Source organism: Rhodococcus sp. 14C212, assembly GCF_011058195.1.
GTDB classification, from domain to species: Bacteria; Actinomycetota; Actinomycetes; order Mycobacteriales; family Mycobacteriaceae; genus Rhodococcus; species Rhodococcus aetherivorans.
On sequence record NZ_JAALEH010000074.1, the window covers coordinates 11,866 to 28,657 of the forward strand.

13 protein-coding genes are annotated in these 16,792 nt (G+C 73.0%); 10 read left to right on the forward strand and 3 right to left on the reverse strand.

The genetic code is table 11. The annotated features are described in order from the left end of the window. Positions 1–39 precede the first annotated feature (39 nt). Complete coding sequence (gene pepN, locus G6038_RS23610) at positions 40–2,550, forward strand: aminopeptidase N (RefSeq protein WP_165040272.1); 2,511 nt, start codon at positions 40–42, stop codon at positions 2,548–2,550. Positions 2,551–2,617: 67 nt separating this feature from the next. Here pepN and G6038_RS23615 read toward each other — a convergent pair whose 3' ends face one another. Then, on the reverse strand, positions 2,618–3,112 hold the full coding sequence (locus G6038_RS23615; RefSeq protein ID WP_165040274.1) for a MarR family transcriptional regulator: 495 nt from the start codon (positions 3,110–3,112) through the stop codon (positions 2,618–2,620). 77 nt (positions 3,113–3,189) lie between these two features. Further along, positions 3,190–4,248 (reverse strand): NAD-dependent epimerase/dehydratase family protein, encoded by a 1,059-nt coding sequence (locus G6038_RS23620; protein ID WP_165040276.1) that lies wholly within the window; start codon positions 4,246–4,248, stop codon positions 3,190–3,192. Positions 4,249–4,370: 122 nt separating this feature from the next. Here G6038_RS23620 and G6038_RS23625 point away from each other — a divergent pair, with 122 nt between their 5' ends. After that, a complete protein-coding gene (locus G6038_RS23625; protein WP_165040288.1) occupies positions 4,371–5,138 on the forward strand; it encodes a class III extradiol ring-cleavage dioxygenase in 768 nt (255 codons plus the stop codon). 3 nt (positions 5,139–5,141) lie between these two features. Here G6038_RS23625 and G6038_RS23630 read toward each other — a convergent pair whose 3' ends face one another. Next, the gene (locus G6038_RS23630) at positions 5,142–5,612 is read right to left on the reverse strand and encodes a peroxiredoxin (RefSeq protein ID WP_165040278.1); all 471 of its coding nucleotides are present in this window, start codon (positions 5,610–5,612) and stop codon (positions 5,142–5,144) included. 58 nt (positions 5,613–5,670) lie between these two features. On the opposite strand from G6038_RS23630, the gene G6038_RS23635 reads away from it, so the two are divergent. The 8 genes from G6038_RS23635 to gltB all read left to right on the forward strand — a co-directional run. Further along, positions 5,671–7,254, forward strand: a complete 1,584-nt coding sequence (locus G6038_RS23635; protein WP_206025515.1) for an anthranilate synthase component I — start codon at positions 5,671–5,673, stop codon at positions 7,252–7,254. Further along, positions 7,251–7,940 carry a TIGR02234 family membrane protein gene (locus G6038_RS23640; RefSeq protein WP_165040280.1) on the forward strand — a complete coding sequence of 230 codons (690 nt, stop codon included), beginning with the start codon at positions 7,251–7,253 and terminating at the stop codon, positions 7,938–7,940. The genes G6038_RS23635 and G6038_RS23640 overlap by 4 nt, the downstream gene beginning before the upstream one ends. Before the next feature lie 79 nt (positions 7,941–8,019). Continuing rightward, positions 8,020–8,829: an indole-3-glycerol phosphate synthase TrpC gene (trpC, locus tag G6038_RS23645; protein WP_006936963.1), complete on the forward strand. Its 810-nt coding sequence runs from the start codon at positions 8,020–8,022 to the stop codon at positions 8,827–8,829. Positions 8,830–8,953: 124 nt separating this feature from the next. Further along, entirely contained in the window at positions 8,954–10,213 is a 1,260-nt protein-coding gene (gene trpB, locus G6038_RS23650; protein WP_165040291.1) for a tryptophan synthase subunit beta, read from the forward strand. Further along, positions 10,210–11,019, forward strand: a complete 810-nt coding sequence (trpA, locus tag G6038_RS23655; protein ID WP_165040282.1) for a tryptophan synthase subunit alpha — start codon at positions 10,210–10,212, stop codon at positions 11,017–11,019. Before trpB ends, trpA begins: the two co-directional genes overlap by 4 nt. After that, entirely contained in the window at positions 11,016–12,080 is a 1,065-nt protein-coding gene (lgt, locus tag G6038_RS23660; protein ID WP_165040284.1) for a prolipoprotein diacylglyceryl transferase, read from the forward strand. The genes trpA and lgt overlap by 4 nt, the downstream gene beginning before the upstream one ends. After that, positions 12,077–12,925 (forward strand): TM2 domain-containing protein, encoded by an 849-nt coding sequence (locus G6038_RS23665; RefSeq protein WP_165040286.1) that lies wholly within the window; start codon positions 12,077–12,079, stop codon positions 12,923–12,925. Before lgt ends, G6038_RS23665 begins: the two co-directional genes overlap by 4 nt. 228 nt (positions 12,926–13,153) lie before the next feature. Then, the coding region (gene gltB, locus G6038_RS23670; protein WP_165040293.1) for a glutamate synthase large subunit at positions 13,154–16,792 on the forward strand (3,639 nt) is incomplete at its 3' end.

Here is a 16,792-nt window from a genome sequence, read left to right on the forward strand (position 1 = left end):
CCGTCGGTCCCGGCGAGCGGACCCTGGCAGGATCGGTGTATGGCGTCCGCGAATCTGACCCGAGCCGAAACCGCCGAGCGTTCCCGGGCCGTGACGGTCCGCAGCTATCGCGTCGACCTCGACCTGCGTGACGCCCCGGACGCCGGGAACCCCTGCTTCACGACCACGACGACGGTCGAGTTCACGGCCGCCGCGGACGCGACGTGGCTCGACTTCCTCGGCTCCGGCGTCGAGTCGGTCGTGCTCAACGGCGAGGCGGTGCCCGTCCGCTACGACGGCGCGCGGATCACCTTGAGCGGCCTGCGTGAGCACAACGTCGTCACCGTCGCCGCCGCCGCGGAGTACAGCCGGTCCGGTGAGGGCCTGCACCGGTACGTCGATCCGGCCGACGGGCAGACCTACCTGTACACGCAGTACGAACCCGCGGACGCGCGGCGGGTGTTCGCGTGCTTCGAGCAGCCGGATCTCAAGGCGCCGTTCACGTTCGTCGTGTCGGCGCCCGTCGGCTGGCAGGTGCTGTCGAACCAGGCTGTGGTCCGGGAGGATTCGCTCACGGACGGTCGGCGTGTGGAGTTCGCGCCGACGCTGCCGATCTCCACCTACATCACCGCGGTGGTCGCCGGGCCCTACCATCGGGTCGAATCCACTTGGGATGGAGGCGATCTCACGGCTCCGCTGGGGGTGCTGTGCCGCGCCTCGCTGGCGCAGTACCTCGACGCCGACGCGATCTTCGAGGTGACCCGGCAGGGGATGGACTTCTACGCCGACCACTTCGGCTACCCCTACCCGTTCGGCAAGTACGACCAGGTGTTCGTCCCCGAATACAACCTCGGTGCCATGGAGAACCCCGGGTGCGTCACCTTCACCGAGGCGTACGTGTTCCGCGGCGCCGCCACCGCCGCGCAGTACCAGGCCCGCGCGAACACGATCCTGCACGAGATGGCCCACATGTGGTTCGGCGACCTCGTCACCATGACGTGGTGGGACGACCTGTGGCTCAAGGAGTCGTTCGCGGACTACATGGGCTCGCTGGTCAGTGCCGAGGCCACCGAGTTCACCGACGCGTGGGTCGCCTTCGCCAACCGGCGCAAGGCCTGGGCCTACCTGCAGGACCAGTTGCCGACGACCCACCCGATCGTCGCCGACATCGTCGACCTCGAGGCCGCCAAACTGAACTTCGACGGCATCACGTACGCGAAGGGGGCGAGCGTCCTCAAGCAGCTCGTCGCCTACGTGGGGCGGGATGCCTTCTTCGAGGGTGCGCGGCGCTACTTCCGCCGGCACGCCTTCGGGAACACCACCCTCGCGGATCTGCTCGCCGAGTTGTCGGCGACGTCGGGACGAGACCTGTCCGGCTGGGCGCGCGCCTGGTTGCAGACCACCGGCGTGTCGACCCTGACGCTCGAGCGCGCAGTAGCGCTCGAGGATGCGGGGGAGGGGCGCTCCGCGATCGTCCAGACGCCGGCGCGACCCCACCGGCTGGCTGTGGGTCACTACGACTTCGACGAGGCCGGCGACCTGGTCTGCCGGCAGCGGGTCGAGGTCGACCTCGAGGCCGAGCGCACGCCGATCGAGTCGGTAGCTGCACCGTTGATCCTGCTCAACGACGCCGACCTGACCTACGCCAAGGTGCGGCTCGACCCGCGGTCGCTGGAGACGGTGGAGCATTCGCTCGATCGCGTCGTCGACCCGCTGGCCCGGGGGTTGATCTGGTCGGCGCTGTGGAACGCCACCCGCGACAGCGAGCTGACCGCGGCGCGGTACCTGTCCATGGTCCGCAGATTCGCGGTGGCCGAACCGAATCCGGCCCTGCTGGCCGCGCTGCTGGCGAACGCACCCTACGCGATCGAGCACTATCTGCCCGACGCGAGCCGGTCCCGGCAGCGCCGCATCTGGCTCGAGGCGACCTGGGCGGCGGTGTTCGCCGCCACACCGGGATCGGGTGAGCAACTCGCCTGGGCCCGCGCGGTCGCCGCGGCCGCCACTGTCGACGACGCCCACGCCGCCGACCTGCGCGCGATCCTCGACGGCACCGGTCCGGCACCCCGGGGACTGCCGCTGGACCCGGACCTGCGCTGGCAGATGTGGACCGCCCTGGCGGCGACCGGGCACGCGGAGCCGGCCGATCTCGACGGCGAACTCGCCCGCGACGACACCGGTTCCGGACGGACCGCGCACCTGCGCGCCCTGGCCGCGCGACCGCTCGCCCCGGTCAAGGCGCAGGCCTGGAGCGCGGTCTTCTCCGACACGGCGCTGTCGAACGAGCATCTCGACGCCACCATCGCGGGGCTCCGGGCCGGAGCGCACCGGGACCTGATCGCCCCGTACGACGACGACTACTTCGCCGCGCTCCGGACGGTGTGGTCCGAGCGCAGCATCGAGATCGCGCGCCGGATCGTGGTCGGTCTTTTCCCCGCCGGAAACACGCTCGGGCCGTGTGACCGGTGGCTCGACGCGCACGCCGACGCCCCGGCGGCATTGCGGCGCCTGGTGATCGAGCAGCGCGACCATCTGGCCCGCGACCTGCGGGCGCAGCGCTACAACGGGTGAGGGTTCGACGAGTGAGGGTGCAACGGGCGAGCGGCCGCTGCCGGTGCGGGGGCCGCGTTCTGCCCGGTCAGGCCTTCCCGGTGCCGGCGGCGATGCCCTTGTCGAGCTGGGCGAGCAGCGCGGTACCGAGGTCGGTCAGCGCGGCGACCTGATCGTCGTCGAGGCCCCGGAACACCAGGGCCTGGACGGTCGCGACGTGACCGGGTGCCGCCTCGACGAGCGTGGTCATGCCGGCGTCGGTGAGTACCGCGTACGAGCCGCGCGTGCCGGGCACACTCCGGCGGCACACCCATCCGGCGTTCTCCAGCTTGGTCACCACGTGCGACAGCCGGGACAGCGACGCGTTCGACAGCTGTGCCAGCTCGGACAGCCGCAGCCGCCGCTCGGGTGCCTCGGACAGCTCGGCGAGGACCGAGTAGTCGAAGTGGGTGAGCGCGGAGTCGCGCTGCAGTTGCGTGTCCAGCGCGGCCGGCAGGCGGGTGATCAGCGCCACCAGCTTCCGCCAGGCCCGCTGCTGGGATGCGGTCAGCCACTCGGTGTCGTCGATCTGTGCGGAGCCCACTGATGCACCGTCCTTTCTCGATCGTCCACCCTATCGGGACGGCGGGGCGGGACGCCGGCGTCCGTCGGGGCATGCGGTCAGGGGCGCTGTCCCATGCCGGTGGCGACCTCGTGCAGACGGCGGCCCACGCTGTCCTCCGCCAGCGGCGGTGTCGGCAACCCGCTGCCCTCTCGGAGCCCGGTCAGGAACTCCTCGAGGGTGGCGCGCGGCGAGAGCCGAGGAATCCACTCGAGGTCGGTGCGGGCGCGGGTGCAGTCCATGAGCGGCAGCCGCAGCACTGTGTCGACCAGGCCGGGGGAGGCGGGGGCGAGCCGTGCGTGCCAGGCAGCGGCGACGGCCGCGTGCAGCGCCGCGGGCGGGACAGGCACCGTGCGGGCGCCGAGGATCTCGGCGAGGACCTCGGCGTCGACGGGGGGCTCGGCGGCTAGGTTGAACGCGCCCCGCACCGGCCGGAGCACGGCCCGGACGTAGGCGTCGGCGGCGTCGTCGGTGTGCAGCACCTGCATCCGCAGTCCGGCGGTGCGCGGGACGACCGGCAGGGCCCGGACGAGGCGGCCGGGGAGGAACGGCCCGGCGAACAACCGGCGCTGCGCGGTCGCGGACTGGCGCTTGAAGAGGAATCCGGGACGCATCCGGACCACCCGGATGTCGGGGTGCCGCAGTTCGAACGCATCGAGCCAGCGTTCGAGGTACGCCTTCTCCCGCGGGTACGCCGCGCCGGGCCAGCCGTGGGTGGGCCAGCGCTCGTCGACCCGTTCGTCCTGCGGTCCCGGAGAATAGGCGCCGACCGACGACGCGTGGACGAGGGTGGGCACGCCCACCTCGGCGACGGTCTCGAACACCCGGATCGATCCGAGCACGTTGTTGCGCCAGGTGATCTCGGGTTTGTGGGTGGGCTGGAAGAGCCAGGCGAGGTGGACGACCGCGGCCGCGTCGCGCAGCAGCTCGTGCAGGTCGTCGTCGGCCACGTCGGCGACGACGAACTCGGTCTTGCGGCAGCGCCAGTCGGTGGGGCGGCGGGCGATGCCGACCACCGATCCCACGGCGTCCTGGGCGCCGAGCGCCGCCGTGACGCTGGTTCCCACGTTTCCGGTCGCGCCCGTGACGACTACCTTCAGGCCCTGTGTTCCGGTCATGGGTGGCGGATACCCGCGCCTGCGCCGATCCATCCCCGCAGGCCGGGAACATTCCGGAGGGCGCCGACGCTGTATCGGGTAGCATTGTTGAAGCTTCAACGTTAGGAGTCCGTGTGAGTCCCATGCCCGCCCTGTTCCTCAGCCACGGCGCACCACCCCTGGTCGACAGCGCGACGTGGGTGGCACAGCTGCAGCGCTGGGCCGCCGACCTGTCGACCCCCACCGCGATCCTCGTGGTCTCCGCGCACTGGGAGTCCGCGCCGCTGACCATCGGTGCCACCACCACCGGCACCCCGCTCGTGTACGACTTCGGCGGCTTTCCCCGCCGCTTCTACGAGGTCACCTACCCGGCGCCCGGCGCCCCCGACCTCGCCCGCAAGGTGGCCGCGCTGATGCCCGACGGCGAACCGGTCGTGCAGCAGCCGCACCGCGGTCTCGACCACGGCGCGTACGTGCCGCTCACCGTCATGTACCCCGACGCGGACCTCCCGGTCCTGCAGATCTCGCTGCCCACCCTCGATCCGCAGCGCCTGCTCGCCCTCGGCCGGCGGCTGCGTCCGCTCCGGGAGGAGGGGGTGCTCGTCATCGGCTCCGGATTCACCACGCACGGTCTGCCGTTCCTGCGCGACCCGCGCCCCGAGGCCGTCGCGCCCGGCTGGTCCGCCGAGTTCGACGCCTGGGCCGCCGAGCGGCTCGCCGCCGGCGACGTCGACGGCCTGCTCGACTTCCGCAGCCGGGCGCCCGGCATGCCGTACGCCCACCCCACGATCGAGCATTTCGCCCCGCTGTTCGTCACCCTCGGCGCGTCGAGCGACCCGGAGCAGACGCCCCGGCAGGTGATCGACGGGTTCTGGATGGGCCTGGCCAAGCGTTCCGTCCAGGTGGACTGACCGTCAGTCCCGGCTCGCGCGCCGGGCCCGCAGCGCCGCGAGCGCGCGGTCCGCGTGCACGCCGGGGCGCACCTCGCTGGCGATCACCTCGAGGACGGTGCGGTCGGTGTCCAGCACGAACGTGGTCCGTTTGACCGGAGAGAGCCGGCCGAGCAGCCCCCGGCGCACCCCGAACCGGGCCGCCACCGCGCCGTCCGGATCGGACAGCAGCGGGTAGTCGAACGACTGCCGCGTCGACCACGCGCCCAGCCGGTCCACCGGGTCGGTGCTGATCCCGACCCGGGTGGCGCCGACGGCGGCGAACTCGGCCGCCAGATCCCGGAAGTGGCACGCTTCGGCCGTGCAGACCGGGGTGAACGCGGCCGGGTAGAAGAACAGCACCACCGGCCCGTCCGCCAGCAGCGCGGACAGCGTTCGCGGACGCCCGTCCTGGTCGCTCGCCGTGAAATCGGGGGCGGTGTCACCGGCTCTCATGTCCGGCGACGCTACCGCGGCCGCGCTCGCCGCGGCAGTCCCTGGGATGATGGGCGCCATGTCCGGCGAGCCCACCACCATTCCCGCAGCGGCCCCCGACCTCACCGAGGGCGGCCGACCCGACTCCACCACCACCCGCGAGCAGTTCCGGCTGCTCGCCGCCGAGCACCGCGTCGTTCCCGTGACCCGCAAGGTCCTCGCCGACGCGGAGACCCCCTTGTCGGCGTACCGCAAGCTCGCCGCCGACCGGCCCGGCACCTTCCTGCTCGAGTCCGCCGAGAACGGCCGGTCCTGGTCGCGGTGGTCGTTCATCGGCGCCGGCAGCCCGGCCGCGCTCACCGTCGTCGACGGCGAGGCCACCTGGTACGGCCACGTGCCCGCCGGCGCCCCCACCGGGGGCGACCCGCTCGACGTGCTGCGCCGGACCCTGCAGCTGCTGCACACCGAGCGGCTGCACGGCCTGCCGCCGCTCACCGGCGGCATGGTCGGCTACCTCGGCTACGACGTCGTGCGCCGGATCGAGCGGCTGCCCGAACATGCCGTCGACGACCTGCACATCCCGGAGACGGTGATGATGCTCGCCACCGACCTCGCCGCCGTCGACCACCACGAGGGCGCGATCACCCTCATCGCCAACGCCGTCAACTGGGACGGCTCCGACGAGCGCGTCGACGAGGCCTACGACGACGCCGTCGCGCGGCTGGACCGGATGACCGCGGCGCTGGCCGCGCCGGCCCCGTCGACCGTCTCGACGTTCGACCGCCCCGCCCCCGACTACCGGCGCCAGCGCACCACCGAGAGCTTCGGCGCCGACGTGCGCCGGCTCATCGGCGAGATCGAGGCCGGCGAGGCGTTCCAGGTGGTGCTGTCCCAGCGCTTCGAGATCGACTGCGACGCTGCGCCGATCGACGTGTACCGGATGCTGCGCGCCTCGAACCCGAGCCCGTACATGTTCCTCATGCACGTTCCAGACGGCGACGGCGGCACCGCGTTCTCCATCGTCGGCTCGAGCCCGGAAGCGCTGGTGACCGTCGCCGACGGCGTCGCCACCACGCACCCGATCGCCGGCACCCGCTGGCGCGGCGCCAGCGAGGAGGACGACATCCTCCTCGAGAAGGACCTCCTCGCCGACGAGAAGGAGAACGCCGAGCACCTCATGCTCGTCGACCTCGGCCGCAACGACCTCGGGCGGGTGTGCGAGCCCGGCACCGTCAAGGTCCACGACTACCGGCACATCGAGCGCTACAGCCACGTCATGCACCTGGTCTCCACCGTCACCGGCCGCCTCGCCGAGGGCCGGCACGCCCTCGACGCGGTCACCGCGTGCTTCCCCGCCGGCACCCTGTCCGGCGCGCCCAAGGTCCGGGCGATGGAACTGATCGACGAACTCGAACCGACCCGCCGCGGCATCTACGGCGGCATCGTGGGCTACCTCGATTTCGCCGGCGACGCCGACACCGCCATCGCCATCCGCTCCGCGCTGGTCAAGGACGGGGTCGCCTACGTGCAGGCCGGTGCCGGCGTCGTCGCCGACTCCGATCCGGTCTACGAGGACACCGAGGCCCGCAACAAGGCCATGGCCGTGCTCTCCGCCGTCGCCGCGGCCGGCACCCTCACCCCGTTCGAGGGGGACCGTAGGTGAGCGCCACGAGCACGCCCCGGCGACGGGCCGGCGCGATCGCCGCGCTGCTGCTCGCGATCGGCGCCGTCGCGCTGTGGGGCGCGAGCCGCCTGACCTGGGTGACCGTCACGTCCTCCGACGGCCTCGGCGAGGACCGGGTCACCACCCTCGTCGGCGGCACGTGGGCGGCGGCGCTGACTCCGCTCGCGCTGACGCTGCTGGCGGCCGTCGCGGCGTCGTTCGCGGTGCGCGGCTGGGCGCTGCGGATCCTGGCCGCGGTCGTCGCGGTCGTCGCGGTCGCCGCCGCCGTCCCGGCGGTGCGGCTGCTCACCGGCGGCGCCGACGACGCGACCGCGGCGCGCATCGCGGAGCTGCCCGCACGCGCCGAGGTCACCTCCCTCACCGTCGCGGCCGGGCCGGCCGTGCTCGCCCTCGCCGGCGCCGCGGCCGCGCTGACCGCCGCGGTGCAGCTGTGGCGCACCCCGCGGGCCGGGGCCGGGCTGTCGTCGAAGTACGACAGCCCCGGCGCCCGCCGCGAGGCCACCACCCGCCGGGACACCGCCGACGAGCCGGTCACCGAACGCACCCTGTGGGACGCGCTCGACGCGGGCGAGGACCCCACGGTGGACGCCGCCGACGACCGGGCCGCCGATCGAGGGGGAGAGGGCGGCGCCGACGATTCGGGGACCCGCCGCACGGGCCGGTGAGCGCGCACACTACTCTTCAAGAAACTCCGATGAGCTTTCTCACATCGGATTGACAGGGGCGAAAGGACTTCGAGCCACGATGACAGTTCTCGACTCGATACTCGAAGGGGTGCGCGCCGACGTCGCCGCCCGGGAGGCGGTCCTCGACTTCGCCGCGGTCAAGGCCGCCGCTGCCGCCGCGCCCCCGCCGATCGACGCCAAGGCCGCGTTGCTCGAGCCGGGAATCGCCGTCATCGCCGAGGTCAAGCGGGCCAGCCCGTCGAAGGGTGCGCTCGCCGACATCACCGACCCCGCCGAACTCGCCAAGGCCTACGAGGCCGGCGGTGCCCGCGCGATCAGCGTGCTCACCGAGCAGCGCCGCTTCCAGGGCAGTCTCGACGACCTCGACGCCGTGCGGCGCGCGGTGCGAATCCCGGTGCTGCGCAAGGACTTCATCGTCGGCCCGTACCAGATCCACGAGGCGCGTGCCCACGGCGCGGACATCGTGCTGCTCATCGTCGCCGCGCTCGAGCAGCCCGTGCTGACGTCGCTGATCGACCGCGTCGAATCGCTCGGAATGACGGCGCTCGTCGAGGTGCACACCGAGGAGGAGGCGACCCGTGCCCTCGAGGCCGGCGCCACCGTCATCGGGGTCAACGCCCGCAACCTCAAGACCCTCGAGGTCGACAAGAGCACGTTCGCGCGCATCGCGCCGGGACTGCCGACCGAGGTCGTCAAGATCGCCGAGTCGGGCGTACGCGGTCCCTCCGACCTGCTCACCTACGCCGGGGCGGGCGCCGACGCGGTGCTCGTCGGCGAGGGACTGGTGACCAGCGGCGACCCGCGCCACGCGGTCGCCGAACTGGTCACCGCCGGCACCCATCCGTCCTGCCCGAAGCCCGCGCGCTGACCGCATTCCGGCGCGGCGCCCACGGGCCGGACCCGGCGACGGACCGGGGCCGCCGTTGGGGCAGACTGGACGGGTGAGCACAGACGATCCCGTACTTTCCGCCAAGGGCCGCGGTCTGCCCCGCATGAGCGCCGCAGTGGCCGAGCACAGCGCGCACGAACCCGACCCCGGCGGCCACTTCGGTGTCTTCGGCGGCCGGTTCGTCCCCGAGGCGCTGATGGCGGTGATCGAGGAGGTCACCGCCGAATACGACAAGGCGCGGGTCGACAACGGGTTCCTCGACGAACTCGACCGGTTGCAGCGCGACTACACCGGCCGGCCCTCCCCGGTCTACGAGGCCAAGCGGCTGAGCGAACACGCCGGCGGCGCCCGGATCGTGCTCAAGCGCGAGGATCTCAACCACACCGGCTCGCACAAGATCAACAACGTGCTCGGGCAGGCCCTGCTCGCCCAGCGGATGGGCAAGACCCGGGTCATCGCGGAGACCGGTGCCGGGCAGCACGGCGTCGCCACCGCCACCGCCTGCGCCCTGCTCGGCCTCGACTGCGTCGTCTACATGGGCGAGGTCGACACCGAACGACAGGCCCTCAACGTCGCCCGGATGCGCCTGCTCGGCGCCGAGGTCGTCGCCGCGACCAGCGGTTCGCGCACTCTCAAGGACGCGATCAACGAGGCCATGCGCGACTGGGTCACCAATGCCCACAACACCTACTACTGTTTCGGCACCGCCGCCGGCCCGCACCCGTTCCCCATGATGGTGCGCGACTTCCAGCGCATCATCGGCCTGGAGGCGCGCGCGCAGGTCCAGGCGCTCACCGGCCGGTTGCCCGACGCCGTCACCGCCTGCGTCGGCGGCGGATCCAACGCCATCGGCATCTTCCATGCCTTCCTCGACGACCCCGGCGTCCGCCTGGTCGGCTTCGAGGCCGGCGGCGACGGGGTGGAAACCGGGCGGCACGCCGCCACCATCACCGGCGGCACGCCCGGCGCGCTGCACGGCGCCTACTCCTACCTGCTGCAGGACGAGGACGGCCAGACCGTCGAGTCGCACTCGATCTCCGCCGGCCTGGACTACCCCGGCGTCGGACCCGAGCACTCCTACCTCAAGGACATCGGCCGCGCCGAGTACCGGCCCGTCACCGACGCCGAGGCCATGGAGGCGTTCTCGCTGCTCTCGCGCACCGAGGGCATCATCCCCGCCATCGAGTCGGCGCACGCCGTCGCCGGGGCCCTGAAGCTGGGCCGCGAACTCGGCCCCGGCGCCGTCGTGCTGGTCAATCTGTCCGGCCGCGGCGACAAGGACGTCGACACCGCCGCGCGGTGGTTCGGGCTCCTTCCCGCCGACCCCGCCACCCCCGACAAGACGGAAGGATCCGCGCAGTGAGCGCCCAGCAGCCGCAGTCCCGCCTCGGTGAGGTCTTCGACCGATGCAAGGCCGAGAACCGCGCCGCGCTCGTCGGCTACCTGCCCGCCGGATACCCCGACCTGCCGCGCTCGATCGAGGCGTTCGAAGTGCTCGTGCAGGCCGGCTGCGACATCGTCGAGGTCGGCATCCCCTACAGCGACCCGGTGATGGACGGCCCCACCATCCAGGCCGCCGCCGACGAGGCGCTCACCGCGGGCTTCCGGGTGCGGGACGTGTTCCGCGTCGTCGAGGCCGTCGCCGCGGCCGGCGGCCACGCCGTCGTGATGACCTACTGGAACCTCGTCCTCAGGTACGGGATCGACGAATTCGCCCGCGACCTCGCCGCGGCCGGGGGGCTGGGGATCATCACCCCGGACCTCATTCCCGACGAGGCCGAGCAGTGGATCGCAGCGGCGGACCGGCACGGGCTCGACCGCATCTTCCTGGTCGCTCCGTCGTCGACCGCCGAGCGCCTCGTCATGACCGTCGACTCGTGCCGCGGGTTCGTCTACGCCACCTCCACGATGGGCGTGACCGGCGCCCGCGACGCCGTCTCCGACATGGCGCCCGAACTCGTCGCCCGGGTGCGGGAGCACTCGCAGATCCCCGTGGGGGTCGGCCTGGGCGTGCGGTCCCGGGAACAGGCCGCGCAGATCGCCGCCTACGCGGACGCGGTGATCGTCGGCTCGGCGCTGGTGGCCGCCGTCGCGCAGGGCCCCGACGCGTTGCGCACGCTCACCACGGAACTCGCGGAGGGCGTGCGCTCGGCTAGCGTGGCCACGTGACCTCCACCGCCGTACCCGCCGCCGCTACCGTCCTGGCGTATCTGCCCAGTCCACCGCAGGGGGTGTGGTACCTCGGACCGATCGCGCTGCGGGCCTACGCCCTGTGCATCATCGTCGGGATCGTCGTCGCCATCTTCTGGGGCGACCGTCGCTGGGTCGCCCGCGGCGGCGAGCCGGGCACCGTCCTCGACGTCGCGGTGTGGGCGGTGCCGTTCGGCCTGATCGGTGGGCGCCTGTACCACGTCGCCACCGACTGGCAGAAGTACTTCGGTGCGGGCGCCGACCCGGTCGACGCGCTGAAGATCTGGCAGGGCGGACTCGGGATCTGGGGGGCGGTCGCCCTCGGCGGCGTCGGCGCCTGGATCGGGTGCCGGCGCCGCGGTGTCCCGCTGCCCGCCCTCGGTGATGCGGTGGCCCCGGCGATCCTGCTGGCGCAGGCCATCGGGCGGCTCGGCAACTGGTTCAACCAGGAACTCTACGGCCGGGAGACGACCGTCCCGTGGGGCCTCGAGATCTACGAGCGTCGCAACGACGCGGGACAGACGAGCCCGGACCTGATCGACGGGGTCTCCACCGGGCAGGTCGCGGCGGTGGTGCACCCGACGTTCCTGTACGAGTTGGTCTGGAACCTGCTCGTCGTGCTGCTGCTCGTGTTCGTCGACCGGCGCTTCCGTATCGGACACGGCCGGCTGTTCGCGCTCTACGTGGCCGGCTACAGCGCGGGCCGCTTCTTCGTCGAACTCATGCGGTCCGATCCGGCCACCGAGATCGCCGGTATCCGGATCAACTCCTTCACCTCCGCCATCGTGTTCGTCCTCGCCGTCGCCTACGTCGTCTTCGCCCGCAAGGGCCGCGAAGCGCCCGAGGAACTCCAGTCCCGTCACCCGCACGGCGCCGCCGCAGTTGCAGACGATGTCACCGCAACCGGCGCCGGGATCGGATCCGGTGGCTCGGCCGACGACGAGAAGCGGGACGACGCATCCGGGCCCGTGGCATCGGCCGAGGCCGGCGGTAAGGTCGAGACAGGTAGGCGCAGCGAGAACGGAGGGGACAAGTCGTGACCACATCCGACGCGGGATCCCCGGACCCCACGGGCCCGGATCTGCGGAAGAAGGACGAGACGTCCGCGGGACCGGACCTGCGCAAACAGTCCGACGCCGAGGCCGCCCCCGCTGCCGGGTCGAGTTCCGCACCGCCGGGCGGCGAGCCGGCCCCCACCGCGGAGCTGCCCACGTTCGGCGGCACCGCCGACTACGATCCGACCGCCCAGGCGTCGCTGTCCGTTCCGCCGCCCACCACCGAGTCGACCGCACCCACGTGGGGCACGGCCGGACCGGGCTGGGACACCTACTCCGGAATGGGCAACGGTCCCGGCTGGGGCACCACGCCGAGCTATCCACCGCCGTCGAGCGAAGCGCAGTACGGCACGGCGCACACGGGCGGGACCGAGGCGCCGACCGGCGGGCAGTACGGCAGCGGACCCGTCTACGGGGCCCCCGACCCGCAGTTCCAGAGCGGGCCGCAGTACCAGCCGCCCGCCGGGCCGGGCTACGGTCCCACCGGCGGCTACGGTCCCACCGGCTACGGCGCCTACGGCGATCCCGCCGCGCCGTACGGACGGGATCCGGCGACGGGCGAACCCTACTCCGACAAGTCGAAGACCACCGCGGGCCTGTTGCAGCTGCTGCTGCCCTTCGTCGGGATCTGCGGTGTCGGGCGGCTCTACCTCGGGAGCACCGCCGTCGGCCTCATCCAGCTGCTGGGGCTGTGGATCGGCGGACTGCTGACCATCCTCCTGGTCGGCTTCGTGATCATCCCGGTGATCTGGGTGTGGTCCGTCATCGACGGGATCATGATGCTCACCGGCAGCGTCCGCGACTCCGACGGCCGCCCGCTGCGGCCCTGACCCACCCACCCGACGGCCGGTCGCGCCTCTCGCGCGGCCGGCCGTCGCGCGCGTAGACTGGCCGCCACCGGGACCGATCCCCGGTTCGATCGTCGGGCGGAACTGGTCCGGCCACCCATACCGCAGCGCACGCCCGTCGTGGCGACCCCGTCGGGGCCGCCCATCCGACGACGCGCGACGTCGCCGCCACACCGGCGACGTGGAGGTGGACCGGTGCGGCATTCCGGGATGCCCGAGGCCCGCGGACTCTACGACCCCGACCGCGAATCGGATTCCTGCGGCGTGGGCGCGATCGTCGACCTGCGCGGCCGCAGCACCCACCGCACCGTCGCCGACGCCCTCACCGCGCTGCGCAACCTCGGCCACCGCGGCGCCTGCGGTCGCGAACCCGCCAGCGGTGACGGCGCCGGCATCACCCTCGCGGTCCCCGCCGCGCTCCTCGACGCCGTCACCGGCTTCGAGCTCCCGCCGCCGGGGTGCTACGCCACCGGCCTGTGCTTTCTGCCCCGCGACCCGCGGCGCCGGGCGACGGCGCGACGACGGATCCACGCGCTCGCGGCCGACGAGGATCTCCAGATCCTCGGCTGGCGCGAGGTTCCCGTCGACCCGTCCGGCCTCGGGCGCACCGCCGGAGCGTGCCGACCCCACATCAGTCAGCTGTTCGTGGCCGCCCCGCGCGCGGGGGGCGGCCGGCCCGCCGGCGTGGACCTCGACCGGCGGGTGTATCCGCTGCGGCGCCGCGCCGAGCACACCGGCGACGTCTATTTCCCGTCGCTGTCCGCCCGCACCGTCGTCTACAAGGGCATGCTCACGGCGCAGCAGTTGCCGGAGTTCTTCCCCGACCTGCGGGACCCGCGCTGCGCCAGCCCGATCGCGCTCGTGCACAGCCGTTTCTCCACCAACACCTTCCCGTCGTGGCGGCTCGCCCAACCGTTCCGGTACAGCGCCCACAACGGCGAGATCAACACGATCCGCGGCAACCGCAACCGGATGCACGCCCGCGAGGGACTCCTGCGCACCGGTCTGCTGCCCGGCGACCTGACCCGGTTGTTCCCGGTCTGCGCCCCCGATATGTCGGACTCGGCCTCCCTCGACGAGGTACTCGAACTGCTGCACCTCGCCGGGCGCTCGCTGCCGCACGCGGTGACCATGCTCGTCCCGCCCGCATGGGAGAACGAGCCCGACCTCGATCCCCGGCGACGCGCCTTCCACCGCTTCCACGCCGCGCTGCTCGAACCGTGGGACGGGCCGGCGTGCCTGCCCTTCACCGACGGACGGCTGTTCGGTGCCGTCCTCGACCGCAACGGGCTGCGACCCGGCCGGTGGTGCCGCACCGCCGACGACCGCGTCCTGTTCGGCAGCGAAACCGGAATCCTCGACGTGCCACCGGAACACATCGTGCACAAGGGCCGGCTCGAGCCGGGCCGGATGCTCCTCGTCGACACCGCTGCCGGCCGCATCGTCCCGCCCGACGAACTGCTCGACGCCCTCGCCGCCGCCCACCCCTACGGCCGGTGGTTGCGGGACGGGCAGATCGACCTGGCGGATCTGCCCCGCCCGGGCGGGCACCCCGGCCCGGACCACGACCCGGGCCGGACGCACCGGCTGTTCGGGTACACCCGCGAGGACCTCGAGGTGCTGCTCGAACCGATGGCCGCGACCGGCGCCGAACCGCTCGGCTCGATGGGCGCCGACATCGCCCCCGCGGTGCTGTCGCCGCGCCCCCGGCTGCTCTACGACTACGTCGTCGAATTGTTCGCGCAGGTCACCAACCCGCCGTTGGACGCGATCCGCGAACGGGTCGTCACCTCGATGCGGCGCGTCGCCGGCCCGGAGGACAACCTGTTCGACGCGTCCCCGAAGTCGTGCCGGCAACTGGTGCTGCCCGGTCCGATCCTCGACACCGACGAACTCGCCGCCGTCGCGGCACTCGGCCCGGACGGGCCGCGCCCGGCCCTCGCCTCCCAGGCCCTGCCCGCGCACTTCGCGGCCGGCGGCGACCCCGGCGAGGCCCTCGCCGCCGGGATCGCCGACCTGCGCCGCGCCGCCGACACTGCCATCGACGCCGGCCGGGGCATCCTGATCGTCACCGACCGCGGTTGCGGTCCGGACCGCGTCCCCATCCCGTCCCTGCTCGCCGTCTCCGCCGTGCACCACCACCTCGTCCGCACGCGGCGGCGCACCCGCGTCGCGCTGATCGCCGAATCCGGGGATGCGCGCGAGGTCCACCATGTGGCCGCGCTCGTCGGATTCGGCGCCGCGGCGGTATGCCCCTACGTCGCCCTCGACACCGTGCGCTCACTCGCGGCCGCCGGGCGCATCCCCGGCACGGACCCGGCGACGGCCGCGGTGAACTACCGGCGCGCCGTCGTCTCCGGGGTTCGCGAGGTGATGGCCAAGCTCGGTATCTCCACCCTCGCCTCGTACACGGCGGCGCAGACGTTCGAGGCCGTCGGCCTCGCCCACGAGGTCGTGGACGCGTATCTTCCCGGCACCGTCTCCCGGCTGGGCGGCGCGGGCCTCGCCGACCTGGCCCGCGACGCCCGTCGCCGGCACCGGACCGCCTTCGAGAATCGCTGCGCCGAAACGGACCTCGACAGTGGCGGCGTCTACCGGTATCGACGCGACGGCGAACCCCACCTGTTCACCCCGGAGACGGTGTTCCTGCTGCAGCACGCGACCCGCACCGGGCGCGTGGACGTCTACGCGCGGTACTGCGCCGAGATCGACCGGCTCGCCGCCGCGGGCGGAACCCTGCGCGGGCTGTTGCGCACCGTCGCCGCGGATCCGATCCCGCTCGACGAGGTCGAGCCGGTGGAGGACATCGTGCGCCGCTTCGCCACGGGGGCGATGAGTTACGGGTCGATCTCCGGTGAGGCACACGAGACCCTCGCCGTCGCGATGAACCGCCTCGGCGGCCGGTCGAACTCGGGGGAGGGCGGGGAGGATCCCGACCGCCTCGGGGACCCGCTGCGCCGCAGCGCCGTCAAGCAGGTCGCCAGCGGCCGCTTCGGTGTCACCGCCGCCTACCTCGCCGACGCGACCGACCTGCAGATCAAGATGGCGCAGGGAGCGAAACCCGGTGAGGGAGGTCAGCTTCCGGGTCACAAGGTGTACCCGTGGATCGCCCGTACCCGGCACGCCACCACGGGCGTCGGACTGATCTCCCCGCCGCCGCACCACGACATCTACTCCATCGAGGACCTCGCCGAGCTCGTACACGACCTGCGGTGCGCCAACCCGCTCGCCCGCATCCACGTCAAGCTCGTCAGCGGCGTCGGCGTCGGCATCGTCGCCGCCGGCGTCGCCAAGGCCCATGCCGACGTGGTGCTGATCTCCGGCCACGACGGCGGCACCGGGGCAGCCCTGCTCACCGCCCTGCAGCACACCGGCACCCCGTGGGAGATCGGGCTCGCCGAGACCCAGCAGACCCTCGTGCTGAGCGGCCTGCGCGACCGCATCACCGTGCAGTGCGACGGCGGGCTGCGTACCGGCCGCGACGTGATGATCGCGGCGCTGCTCGGCGCCGAGGAGTTCGGGTTCGCCACGGCGCCCCTGGTGGTCCTCGGCTGCATCCTCATGCGGGTGTGCCACCTCGACACGTGTCCCGTCGGCATCGCCACCCAGAACCCCGGATTGCGGGAGAAGTTCACCGGCAGAGCGGAATTCGTGGAGCAATTCTTCCGGTTCGTCGCCGGGGACGTGCGCCGGCGGCTCGCGGCGCTGGGCCTGTCCCGCCTCGACGACGCCGTCGGCCGCGTCGACCTGCTCGAACCCGACGCGGCGCTCGAACATTGGCGGCGCCGCGGACTCGACCTCGCACCCCTGTTCGCCCCGCCGGCCGACGCCCTCGGTGCGCCCCCGCAG